The sequence below is a fragment of the Parapedobacter flavus genome, assembly GCF_035818675.1.
Lineage (GTDB): Bacteria > Bacteroidota > Bacteroidia > Sphingobacteriales > Sphingobacteriaceae > Parapedobacter > Parapedobacter flavus.
The window spans coordinates 44,894-56,645 of the sequence record NZ_JAYKZZ010000010.1; the positions used below are offsets into that span (position 1 = coordinate 44,894).

Genomic DNA, 11,752 nt, shown 5'->3' on the forward strand with positions numbered 1-11,752 from the left:
AAAATCTAACATCCGAAACCCGCCTCATGTCTCGTAATAATAAATTCGTTTTACGCGCTGTGAAATACCGGTGAGCAATTCGTAGGGGATGGTATCGATAGCGGCAGCTTGTTTTGCGATGTCATCAAACACGATCACCTCGTCGCCCACGTCTGCATCGATTCCAAGCAGATCAAGCATCGTCATATCCATGCAGACGTCGCCGACCGTGGGGGCTTTCGCGCCGTTGACCAGCATATACCCTACCCCGTTGCCGAAGCGCCGATCGTAGCCATCGGCATAGCCGATATTCACCGTTGCTATAACACGGTCTTCTGTGATAAGGCCACGCCGTCCATAGCCCACGGTATCACCGGCTGGTACCACCCTCAACTGCGTGATGACCGTTTTCAGCGTTCCGGTCTGCTGTAATGACAAAGCACTTCCCCTATCTCCCACGCCATACAAGCCGATCCCCAGCCGTACCATATCCAGGTGTGCCTGCGGCAAGCGCTGTATGGCGGCCGAATTAGCGATGTGGCGGAGCACCGGGTACCCCAGCCCGGCTACCAGTTCGTCCGCGAATGCCTGGAAACTGGCCAATTGGTTTGCCGTAAACGCGTCATGCGCCGGTTCGCCCGCAGCGGCGAGATGCGAGAACACCGAGATGACCTTCATGGCGCCCGCTTCCTTGAGCTGTATTGCCAGTTTGGCCGCATCGCCCGGTGAAAAGCCCAATCGGTGCATGCCGGTATCTACTTTGATGTGGATGGGGTAATCGCTGAGGTTCCGTGATGCCAATGCGTCGATCAACGCAGCTAACATCCCAAAGCTGTATATTTCGGGTTCCAGCCGATGCGCCAAAAGCGTATCAAACGAAGCTGGTCTCGGGTTCATCACCATAATGGGCATCCAGATACCCGCTCTGCGGAGTTCTACCCCTTCATCGGCATACGCCACGGCAAGGTAATCTACGCGGTTAAACTGCAGCAGGCTAGCCATCTCGAAATCGCCGCTGCCGTAAGAGAACGCCTTGACCATGGCCATCAGTTTCACCGGCGGGGGTAACAGCGCCCTGTACTGGTTAAGGTTATGCTCTACCGCACTCAAATTTATCGCCCAGGTGGTGTCGTGCACTTTGGCCGTCAGCGCCGCACTGACCCGTTCAAACGTATACCGCCTGGCGCCTTTCAATAAGATGGTCTCATTTTGGAATCCCAAACCCGGCAGCCCTGCCAATAACGCATCGGTATCCGTAAATGCTTGATGCGTGATCGCGCTGTGGGTTTCCGTGAGCGCATGCAACATGGGCCCTACAGTAATAAAACGGTTAATACCGCTATTTTCCAGTAGTTTAAACAAACTCTTATAAATAGGATCTTCACTCGTTGTCGCGCCTGGCAGATCCGATAAAATGAGCGTGCGCGTTGGGTGGCGATGCTGCTGCTTGAGGAAATCAAGCGCAATGGTCAACGATGCGAGGTCGTTACTGTAACTATCGTCGATTACCGTGCAGTTGTTGATGCCTTTCTTCATCTCCAGCCTCATTTCTACGGGTTGCAACAGGGCCATTCGCTCAGCGACCACCTCCTGCCGGTAACCCATGGCCAGTAATATGGCCCAGCAGCAAAGCGCGTTGCTTCGCGCTGCTGCGTCGGTAAAGGGGATATCGATGGCGGCGTCCTGTCCGCCGTACCGTGCATGGATGACGCTGCGACGATCGGTAACCACCTCATGGGCAAGCACCGTTAATGTTGCCTTTGTTTTGCCCCATGTGAAGTGCCTGCCTGCCGAAGGTACGGGCACCCCGTCCGTGTCATCCGGCGAATATATCGCTTGTTCGGTATGGCGGAACAGCGTCAGTTTCTCGGCAATTTTAGCCTTCCTTGATGGAAAGCCGTCGTCATGCGCCGGCCCTACGGTTGTCAGCACGGCGATATCCGGCCGGATCATCCGTTGCAACGCGTCCATTTCGCCCGGTCTGCTCACGCCGGCTTCGATGATTGCCAATTCATGGCTGGCATCCAGCTGCCACAGCGACAGCGCTACGCCAATCTGGGAGTTGTAGCTTTTCGGGCTACGGGCTATACGGTAGTCGGGCGCAAGCAACTGCGTGAGCCATTCCTTCACCATGGTTTTACCATTACTGCCCGTTATGCCGATAACGGGGTAGGCAAACCGTGCACGGTGGCTGGCCGCGAGGTCCTGAAGGGCTTGAAGCGTATCGGTAACCACAATAAAATTGGCCATGGTAAACTGGTCCTTGTTATCCCATTCCTTCGAAACGACAAAGTTCCGGACGCCCGCAGCGTAGGCATCACCGACATACCGATGGCCATCCCTGCGGTCTACCAAAGCGAAAAAGAGGCCTTGTGCTGTGTCGTTCAACCGCCGGCTATCGTACAGCAGCGTAGCAATGGTAGCGGTCTCATCGGCCAGCCAAACAGCTACCGTTTGCATCATTTCTGAAACCTGCCGGATGGTATAAACTTGGGGGTGCATAGCCATGCCACGAATTTCAACATTTTTTGGGTACTGCGGGAATTTTTTACCAATTTGCTGGTATGGATGATTTATCCCGCTCACCCGATAAAAAGCTGACACCGGGGCAAGCAAAAAGCAAGGCTGAAGCCTACTGCGCTTACCAGGAACGCTCCCAACAGGAAGTGCGCGACAAGCTGTATCACTGGGGGCTGTACCGTGATGACGTCGAGCAAGTTATCGCTGAGCTCATCACGGATGGTTTTTTAAATGAAGAACGGTTTGCCTTCGCCTATGCTTCGGGCAAATTCCGGATGAATGGATGGGGAAAATATAAAATCAAACAAGGGCTTAAGCAAAAAGCGGTGTCGCCCCTGCTCATCCGGGCGGCACTGGGCGCGCTGGACGGACAGGAATACCGCGACAAACTCTTGGATTTGCTGCGTGCCAAAGCCGGGCAGGAAAAGGAAAAAGACCCCTATAAGCGGAAAAACAAGCTGGTGCGGTATGCATTGGGAAAGGGGTACGAAAGCGAGTTGATCTTCGAGTTGTTGAATGACAACGACTTGTGATTTTTTCAAAAAATTATTTGACAGAAGCCGAAAACTCCACTATATTTGCATCCACAAACAGCAAGCGAAAGTAGCTCAGTTGGTAGAGCGCAACCTTGCCAAGGTTGAGGTCGCGAGTTCGAACCTCGTCTTTCGCTCCAAAGAAAACCCTTTCTATCGATGATGGAAAGGGTTTTTTAGTAAATTATTCTGCTTAAACCCACACAATTTAAAAATAAGTTCGTAGTATTGACGCTCAAACAAACGATTAAAGAACATCACATTACTTTAAACATGAAAAATCCAAAAAACTGGTTAACTGTTACTTTCGCTGTCGTATTTTTAGCTGCATGCGGATCCGGACAGAAAAGCGACGATGGACAAGACTCAACGGCTACCGATGCTACGGCCGAAAACGATGGGTGGGTACCCTTATTTGATGGGGAAACGACCAATGGGTGGCATACCTATTTGCGCGATACGGTTACTGCAGCTTGGACCGCAGAAAACGGTGAGCTACGTTTCAACCCCGAACTACCTGCCGAGCAGCGTGGCGACATTGTGACGGATGGCGAATATGAAAACTACGAATTGGAGTTGGAATGGCAGATTTCATCAGGCGGCAATAGCGGTATCATCTTCAGCGTCCACGAAGTGCCCGAATTCACCGCCACCTATCAAACCGGCATTGAAATGCAGGTATTGGATAACATCGACGGTGCCGATCGCCACGACGAAACACACTTGGCCGGCACGCTCTATGATCTAATTGGAAGCACCGAAGTGTCGAAGCCAAAGCCTGTAGGCGAATGGAACCAAGCACGTATCCGCAAGAATAATGGTCAGATCACCTTATGGCTGAATGACGTACAGACGGCGGACGTGACTATTGGCACCCCCGAATGGGAGGCCTTACTCAACGACAGCAAATTCAAAGATTGGGAAGGCTTTGCTAAATATCCTAAGGGCAAGATTGCGCTCCAAGACCATGGCAATGTGGTAGCCTACCGCAATATCCGCATCAAGGAATTGTAGATCAACGGGCAATCTCAAAGAACCTAAAAGGCCGTCTCTCCACTTTGAGACGGCCTTTTTTTACTCATTGTTTCTTCGAGTCCCCCTAAAAGCTATAGCTATATCCTATACTGAAGGTCCGGCCGGGGGCACGGTGCTGGTATAGCTGGTCGGTTGCCATATAGGCTTGGTATATGCTTCGGCGTTCGGCGCCTAATATATTCTCTACCTTCCCGTTGATGGCGCTGCGCTTATCCGCCCCTACTTTTTTTATCAGGTTAAAGGTTAAGTTATGATAGGGCGCTGTATACACATCAGCATTCTGGGAGAAGCCGATAATCTCCAATGTTTCCCCTTGGACATTATAGAACAGTCCCGCTTCAAAGCCTTTACCCACGTTATTGTAGTTGAGGCTGGCATTGATTAAATAGGGCGATTGACCTTGCAATGCCCGTTCGTCGTCGATTTCTTCGCCATCACGGGCGAAATGTAGCCTCGAGTTGTACTCACTCTCTCCCATCTTGATGGCCGACTTAACCAACGACACGTTCACATTCAAGCTCAAATCGGATAACGACTCCGAGATAAATCCGAAGTTCTTCCGGCCCTCTACCTCAACCCCATATACGTTGGCAGACGACGCATTACGTGAAATGAAATCGCTGGGTGCAGCATCCGAATATACTTGGAATTCGATTGGATCGGTAAAATACTTGTAAAAGCCGCTGATCGCAAACATTTCTGCTTGGTCGCCAAACAGCTCATAGCGCATATCGAAATTATCGATATAGGTAGGTACTAAATCGAGGTTTCCCAGAAAACGCGTGTCGGTGAGCGGATCATAAATCTGAACGACAGACAGCTCCTTGAAACTGGGTCTGGCCGTGGTACGTGAGTAGGAAAACCGCAGGTTATGGTGCGAGGCGAGGCCATAAATCAAGTTTGCCGACGGAAACAGGTCTAGCGTATGGAGGGTCTGCTCGTTATCATACTTCAGTCTGTCAATATTCTCACCCGTGAAGAACGTGGTGTACTGCTCGGCGCGTACGCCGATAATGGCCCGGAGGCGCTCGAACGGCCTGAATTCCGTAGAAACATACGCTGCCCCCGTATGCTGGGATGCATCAAACACGTTGGCCCGCTGGTACTCGCCCGACATGTAATAGCCGATGTTGGTTTCAGGGGTCCATATATTTTCCGGCAGCAGGATCGCATTTGGGTCGCCATTCAATTCCGCAGAGTTGATATTCCGGAGAAGGATGGTATAATTGTTGATTGAATAATCGCGCTGTTTATAGCTGTACAACCCGCCAAATTTTAATGCAGCATTTCGACTAAGGACGGTAAGGCTTTTGGTGAAGTCAACTTTTCCGACCCCGTTGAATTCGTCCAAATTCCGCCATATCCGTGTGGGGTACCTCGAATCCGATGCGACACGGTAGCTCGTGCCCTCCCGAACGAATGAGGTTAACCGCACGTCTTTATCGTGCACACGGGCCAACGAGGGCGATACCTTCCATTCCGTTAAAAACGACGCATCTTCATTACTATGTTTACCGCTAAGCAGCAAGTTAGACACCGATCGTTGACTGTAGTCCAAATTGTGCCGAAGTACCTGATTGATATTGGAGATACGGTTTTGCTGATCGAACAACGCCGCCCGTGTTTCACCATTCTGGATGTGCAACAGATTTAACGTATATTTCGATTGTGTTGTCTTGAGGTTTAACCCTACCAAGCCCGACAGCAACACGTTTTGCCCGCCCAGATCGCCTATTGTGGTGCGATCGGGGCGCAACTCGGGGTTTTGGTCCGACTGGAGCGCACGCCAATAGAGGCCGTTTTCGAAGCCCTCGTAAAAATGGGTCGAGTTTTTATAATTCAACGCCGCAATCACGCCTAATTTATTCTCGCCAACGGCATATTGGTTACTGAAGTCCAGACCAAAGCTCATGTCGGGCATACTACTGCTGCGTTCCGTCGCCATCAGCGGATCAAACGACCGGGTAATCCCTTCGAGCGATTCGTTATTTGAAGCGGCCGGATTGGGGATGTCTAGCATAGGGCTGATCGGTAACTTCCGCTTCCCATTGTCAAAACCCACGAAATCGGTGTTGCTCCCCTGGTAGCTGACGTAATTATCCTTGAAATGCATATCGGGGTTGTAGCCCACCGAGAGGGAAACCCCCAACTGCCGTTCAGCGGGGATATCTTTTGTTATGATATCGACCACGCCTCCGGTGAAGTCGGCGGGTAAATCGGCAGCGCCCGATTTGATCACGACAATGTTTTCCAAAATATTGGTCGGAAAAATATCCATCTGTACGGTGTTTTTGTCGGGGTCCAACCCGGGTATGTCCATACCGTTCAGGATGGATTTGCTGTAGCGATCGCCCAGCCCACGCACATAAACATATTTACCCTCTTGTACCGAAATACCGGGCACCGTGCGCACCGCTGTAACTATGGTGCTCGCTCCCGACCGTTTGATTGTCTGCGACGATAGGCCATCCATGACCACACCTGCATTACGCTGCATGTTAAGCAGGGAAATTTCCGTGTTCCGCCGAGCGGTCACCGTGATGACGACCTCCTCCAGCTCGTCTGTCTCGGCCATCATCGTTACATCCAACTCCACTGCCTTGCCCGATTCTACCGTTACTTCACTAACCTCCTTAACGGCATAACCTAAGTAGGAAAATCGTAGCGTATAAGTGCCCGAAGGCAGGCCCAGGGAGAAATCGCCTTCAAAATCCGTCCTAGCTGCTTCGACATGACCAATGACTTGTATACTCACGCCGGTCAACGGTTTGTTAAAGCCTTCATCGGTTACCTTTCCTGTAATCCGGCCAATTTCATCAGCAATCAGCAAGAAGGGTAAGCACATGATTGCAATGAGCGATGTATAAATACGGCTATTCATTTGCAGAATAATTTCTTTTGTTTGTTCGGTTAAAAAAGAAGTCCATCTCCCATTGGCTTTTGGAAGATGGACTTAATAGCACTATTCAATTAAGTTAAAAAGCACCTGTTGATTTCGCATATGTCCAGCCGAATACTGAAAGATCGGCACCAACCGTTTCCGACCCAGCTGCCACGCCAGTAGCGTTTCCAGCAAACGCAGCGTTGTCTGTTACTGAAGCATCGGCAGTAAACAAATCACTGACCGACTTACCTGACGGCAACACCAATTCCCAGGACTTGAAAATCAATTTATTAGCGTTATAGTTGGCTCCCGTAGTGGCGTCAGCCACGTTGACCGTTGCCCCCGTAGCGTTAATGTTGTATACATATATATTTTCCAATGTGCCCATCGCGCGGCTACGGAAATCAGCGATAAGCTTGCCTTCAAAGTTACCGGCATCGATAGTGATATTACGCAGGGTGAACGACGCTTCCATATCGCCTTCCGGACCATCGATTTCAAGACCACTACCCGATTCTGCCGTTTGAATCACAAACGCATTTGATACGGTACCGGCATATGATTGGTCGAGGTCGATACCGTCGTCTTGTTGTCCAATAACCAACAGGTTTTCAATATTCACATTACCGCCGAATGCCTCGATTCCGTCGTCGAGATTCGAATAGATCTCGATATTCTTTATGGAAGTAGCAGAACCAACACCCCCCAACGTCAAACCCTGGATTTCAGAATCCTGTTTCAACGCGACACCGCTGAAGCGGATAGAGATGTAATTCAATTTGCTCCCGCCTTGGCCGGGGGCAAACTCATCGACGGCATCATCGCCACCATACGTGCCGTAGGAAAGCCCGGCGGGGATACCTTCGATCAAGGCGGTACCACTTGCGCCGCTAACCGAAATTGGCGCGCGACCCAACAGGATTAAACCACCCCATTGGCCGGCATCAGCCAGTTCTAATGTGCTCTCCGTTTCACCGGGTTGGATATTGTCGTTTACGGAAGTAAGGATAATCGGCTTGCTCGCCGTACCTTCGGCCAGTAAACGAGCACCCTGATCAACGATCAAGGCCGATGCATTGGCTTCCTGTCCATCTTCCGCTTTCACAATGGTGCCCGCCTGAATGGTCAGGGTAACGCCTTCATCAACGACAACACGGCCATCCAAAATATATACGTTCTCCGCTGTCCAGGTTTCATCTTCGGTGATGACCCCCGTCTTAACCAATTCTTCTCCACCATCGCCGTCACCATCACCCGGTGCTGGGCCATCCTTTGAACAGCTGGTCACAAATCCGATTGCGCACACGGCCAGAAAGGGTAAAAAAAGCTTTTTCATGACTTTCATTTTTGTAGTTTTCATTCCTATAATTTCTTCTACAAAGGAATTTATTTAATGTAAAGCCAACGTTCAGCCAGTATCATGTTTCAGTGAATTTAATGTTAACGCATCGTGAACAGCCATCAGGCCCTTGCGTGGCGGGTTAAATCACAATAAAGTTGCATCTACATACCGCCTATTTGGATGGAATAACTTAGGTTTGCATAGGGGCATAAAATCCCGCTTTTTGACTATGACGCAAGACCTATTGACATCCGTCGCTTCCCTGCGTGGCATCACACACCGCTATCCGGGCGGCGAAATGCTGCAGTTTGCAGATTTGACGATTCCTGCCGGACAACACACCCTCATCTTGGGTAACTCGGGTAGCGGCAAGACCACCCTATTGCACATCCTCAGTGGGTTGCTCAAGCCACAGATGGGATCGGTGCAGATCGATGGCCAGGAACTATATGACTTATCCTCGCGAAAGCTGGATACCTATCGTGGGCAGCGTATCGGACTGATTTTCCAAGAAGCACACCTCGTAAAGAGCCTTACGGTTAAAGAAAACCTACAAATCGCCCAAAGCTTCGCCGGGGAGCCGGTCGATCACGGGCGCATAAAGGAGGTACTTAGCCTACTGGAACTCGACCATAAAGCAAACGGCTACCCAAGCAAATTAAGCCGGGGCCAGATGCAACGGGCGGCCATTGCCCGGGCTGTTGTCAACCACCCCACCATTTTAGTGGCCGATGAGCCTACGGCATCACTCGATGACCGCAATACCGAGCGGGTGCTCGATCTTCTCCTTACACAGGCAACCCAACACGGCGCAACCCTGATTATCGCAACACACGACAAGCGGGTGAAGACACGTTTTGAACACACTTACCAAGTGGGAGGTGCTGCATGAACATGTTACAAATCGCTTGGAAAAACATCCGTCAGAATCCGGCTACCTCAATTTTAGGTATGCTATTGACCGCATTCGGCACCGGTATCCTTTGTTTGCTGCTCCTTACATCACACCAGATCGAAGAGCAGCTTGGCAGCAATAGCCGGGGCATAGACCTCGTAGTAGGCGCCAAAGGGAGCCCAATACAGCTCATGTTGAGCAGTATTTACCACATGGATAACCCTACGGGTAACATCAGCCTTGCCGAAGCGCAGAAGCTGGCAGCCAACCCCATGGTCAAACTTGCGGTTCCGCTCTCGTTGGGCGATAATTATCGCGGACACCGGATTGTTGGAACGGATAGCACCTTTCTGCAACTCTATGGATTGGAGCTGGCGGAAGGCAGGCTGTGGCAGGCCGATTTCGAGGCGGTGATCGGCGCCGATGTGGCGCGTAAACACAACCTCCACATCGGGGATGAGATCTATGGGGCCCACGGACTGAGTGATGAAGCGCATACGCACGACGAGCACCCGTATATCATTACCGGTATTTTAAAGCCTGGCCATCACGTGGTGGATCGGCTGATTATCGCTAACCTGGCCAGCGTATGGCGCATGCACGGGGATGATGGCGGATCCATGGATGACCACGACGACCATGATCATGGGCATGATGAGCACGACCACGATGTGGCGGGCATTGAAGAACATGAGCATCACCATGGTGAACACCATGATCATGACCACGCTGAACATGATCATCAACAAGCCGATGAACCCGTGCTCGTCAAGAGCATGCTCGGCGATGTGGGGTCCGGCGAGCGGGAAATCACCAGTATGCTCATCCAATACAGCAATCCGGCGGCTATAGGGATGTTCCCTCGTCTGGTTAACCAGCATACGTCGATGCAGGCCGCATCGCCGGCACTGGAAAGCGCCCGTCTTTTCTCCCTGCTGGGCATCGGTATCGACTCCCTTCAGGTACTTGCTTATGTAATTATGTTTATGGCGGCACTCAGCGTGTTCATTAGCTTATATAATGCGCTGAAAAGCCGGAAATATGACCTCGCCGTCATGCGCACGCTAGGCGCATCACAAGCCAAACTCTTCGGCATAGTGATTGCAGAGGGAATATTGCTTACCTTTGTGGGTGCGCTGGTGGGTATCGTGATTGGTCATACCGCACTTTACCTGATCGGTGCCAGCACGGGCGAAACAGCCTCTTTCGTGGAAGTGTTCCACCTATTACCGCAGGAGGCGGTGCTTGTTGTTATCGGTGTAGCCATTGGCTTTCTGGCCGCGGTCATCCCCGCCGTGAAAGCGTACCGGACATCGATATCACAAACGTTAGCAGGAAATTAGATAAATACAATGAAGAAGCTGATTATCATCGCATTCATGGCCATCGGAATACACGGTGCCCATGCCCAACAAGACGAACTTTTCGGGCAAGTTCCCGACCATACCCCCATGATGAATGACACATGGGAGAAAATCAACACGCTGATGTATAAGGTAACCCACAAGGATAGCAAGACCATATACACTCCCCACTTCCCCGACGAATTGAAAGCCATCGATAAGAAGACGGTTACATTGCCCGGTTACTTGGTACCGATGAACGGGGGGCGCGACCATGAGACCTTCATGCTCTCGGTACTACCCATTATGCAGTGTATGTTTTGCGGACAGGGCGAGGTTCCACCGATGGTGGAGATTTTCATGAAAAAAGGTGAAAAAGTGCGGTTTACAGAAGAACCTATTAAAATCAAGGGCACGGTACACCTGAATGCGAACACCCAAGAGGGCAACGCCGAAATCCAGATACTGGATGCAGAGCTGATTTAATCCATTAATTTTCTAGGTAGGCGACATGGCGCAAATGCGCCTCCACGCAAGCCACCAGGCCTGCCGTTTCGGTGCGCAACCGCATCGTACCGAATGTCGTCGGCATATAACCATTACGGATAGCCGCATCGATTTCTGCGGCACTGAAATCACCCTCGGGGCCGATGAGGACGACTGTTGGCTCACTCGGTTGCAATAGTTGGCTGAAGTACTTTTTTTCGCCGTCCGCGCAATGTGCAATGAAACGCTTTCCAGCCAGCTCCTGCTTGACGAAATCAGCAAATCGGATAGCGGGGTTTACTTGGGGCAGGTAAGCGCGCTGTGATTGTTTCATCGCGGCCACAGCAACCTTATGCAAGCGCTCGGGCTTCACTGCCGTCCGTTCCGAATGATCACAAATAATTGGCGTAACCTCATCTACCCCAACTTCTGTCGCTTTTTCGAGAAACCACTCCATCCTATCCATATTCTTGGTAGGAGCCATGGCAATGTGCAAATGATAAGGATGCTTTCCTTCGCCGGTGCTGACCGAAAGTATTTCCAGTACGGCCCGCTTGGGATGGGCATCGGTCACCATAGCGGTGTACCGCCCCCCTCTTCCATCGATCAATTGAACCCGCTGGCCGGCCGATAGGCGGAGCACGCGAACGGCATGCTTGCTCTCCTCCTCATTGAGGATGAAAGCTTTATGCTGTGGCTGTATGTCTGGTGTATAAAAAAGGTGCAAATCGCTGA

General features: G+C 51.2%; 9 protein-coding genes and 1 tRNA gene. 6 read left to right on the forward strand and 4 right to left on the reverse strand.

All coding sequences use genetic code 11. The features are described 5' to 3' along the window. Window positions 1-24: 24 nt before the first annotated feature. Window positions 25-2,487, reverse strand: a complete 2,463-nt coding sequence (locus U9S71_RS09080) for a bifunctional UDP-N-acetylmuramoyl-tripeptide:D-alanyl-D-alanine ligase/alanine racemase (RefSeq protein WP_326326908.1) — start codon at window positions 2,485-2,487, stop codon at window positions 25-27. A gap of 56 nt (window positions 2,488-2,543) precedes the next feature. Here U9S71_RS09080 and U9S71_RS09085 point away from each other — a divergent pair, with 56 nt between their 5' ends. The 3 genes from U9S71_RS09085 to U9S71_RS09095 all read left to right on the forward strand — a co-directional run bounded on the left by U9S71_RS09085 (window position 2,544) and on the right by U9S71_RS09095 (window position 4,046). Next, a complete protein-coding gene (locus tag U9S71_RS09085) occupies window positions 2,544-3,032 on the forward strand; it encodes a regulatory protein RecX (protein WP_326326910.1) in 489 nt (162 codons plus the stop codon). Between the two features lie 64 nt (window positions 3,033-3,096). Further along, window positions 3,097-3,172 (forward strand) — tRNA-Gly (locus tag U9S71_RS09090). Between the two features lie 133 nt (window positions 3,173-3,305). Beyond that, window positions 3,306-4,046 carry a 3-keto-disaccharide hydrolase gene (locus tag U9S71_RS09095; RefSeq protein ID WP_326326912.1) on the forward strand — a complete coding sequence of 247 codons (741 nt, stop codon included), beginning with the start codon at window positions 3,306-3,308 and terminating at the stop codon, window positions 4,044-4,046. Between the two features lie 85 nt (window positions 4,047-4,131). Here U9S71_RS09095 and U9S71_RS09100 read toward each other — a convergent pair whose 3' ends face one another. Continuing rightward, complete coding sequence (locus tag U9S71_RS09100; RefSeq protein ID WP_326326914.1) at window positions 4,132-6,948, reverse strand: TonB-dependent receptor; 2,817 nt, start codon at window positions 6,946-6,948, stop codon at window positions 4,132-4,134. Window positions 6,949-7,042: 94 nt separating this feature from the next. Next, entirely contained in the window at window positions 7,043-8,287 is a 1,245-nt protein-coding gene (locus U9S71_RS09105; RefSeq protein WP_326326915.1) for a beta-helix domain-containing protein, read from the reverse strand. A 235-nt stretch (window positions 8,288-8,522) separates the two neighbouring features. On the opposite strand from U9S71_RS09105, the gene U9S71_RS09110 reads away from it, so the two are divergent. From U9S71_RS09110 to U9S71_RS09120, 3 genes are read left to right on the forward strand one after another with little or no spacing between them, the layout of a single operon-like run. Continuing rightward, a complete protein-coding gene (locus tag U9S71_RS09110) occupies window positions 8,523-9,185 on the forward strand; it encodes an ABC transporter ATP-binding protein (protein WP_326326917.1) in 663 nt (220 codons plus the stop codon). Beyond that, window positions 9,182-10,531 carry an ABC transporter permease gene (locus U9S71_RS09115; protein ID WP_326326919.1) on the forward strand — a complete coding sequence of 450 codons (1,350 nt, stop codon included), beginning with the start codon at window positions 9,182-9,184 and terminating at the stop codon, window positions 10,529-10,531. The genes U9S71_RS09110 and U9S71_RS09115 overlap by 4 nt, the downstream gene beginning before the upstream one ends. 9 nt (window positions 10,532-10,540) lie before the next feature. Continuing rightward, a complete protein-coding gene (locus tag U9S71_RS09120; protein ID WP_326326921.1) occupies window positions 10,541-11,017 on the forward strand; it encodes a hypothetical protein in 477 nt (158 codons plus the stop codon). A gap of 4 nt (window positions 11,018-11,021) precedes the next feature. Here U9S71_RS09120 and U9S71_RS09125 read toward each other — a convergent pair whose 3' ends face one another. Then, window positions 11,022-11,744, reverse strand: coding sequence for a 16S rRNA (uracil(1498)-N(3))-methyltransferase (locus U9S71_RS09125; protein ID WP_326326922.1), 723 nt, complete (start codon window positions 11,742-11,744; stop codon window positions 11,022-11,024). Between the last annotated feature and the right edge of the window lie 8 nt (window positions 11,745-11,752).

Bases quoted from the DNA above. Each gene is read 5' to 3' on its own strand.
- U9S71_RS09120 (WP_326326921.1), top strand. From the start codon at position 10,541: ATGAAGAAGCTGATTATCATCGCATTCATGGCCATCGGAATACACGGT.
- U9S71_RS09085 (WP_326326910.1), top strand. From the start codon at position 2,544: ATGGATGATTTATCCCGCTCACCCGATAAAAAGCTGACACCGGGGCAA.
- U9S71_RS09100 (WP_326326914.1), bottom strand. From the start codon at position 6,948: ATGAATAGCCGTATTTATACATCGCTCATTGCAATCATGTGCTTACCC.
- U9S71_RS09115 (WP_326326919.1), top strand. From the start codon at position 9,182: ATGAACATGTTACAAATCGCTTGGAAAAACATCCGTCAGAATCCGGCT.
- U9S71_RS09080 (WP_326326908.1), bottom strand. From the start codon at position 2,487: ATGGCTATGCACCCCCAAGTTTATACCATCCGGCAGGTTTCAGAAATG.
- U9S71_RS09105 (WP_326326915.1), bottom strand. From the start codon at position 8,287: ATGAAAAAGCTTTTTTTACCCTTTCTGGCCGTGTGCGCAATCGGATTT.
- U9S71_RS09095 (WP_326326912.1), top strand. From the start codon at position 3,306: ATGAAAAATCCAAAAAACTGGTTAACTGTTACTTTCGCTGTCGTATTT.
- U9S71_RS09110 (WP_326326917.1), top strand. From the start codon at position 8,523: ATGACGCAAGACCTATTGACATCCGTCGCTTCCCTGCGTGGCATCACA.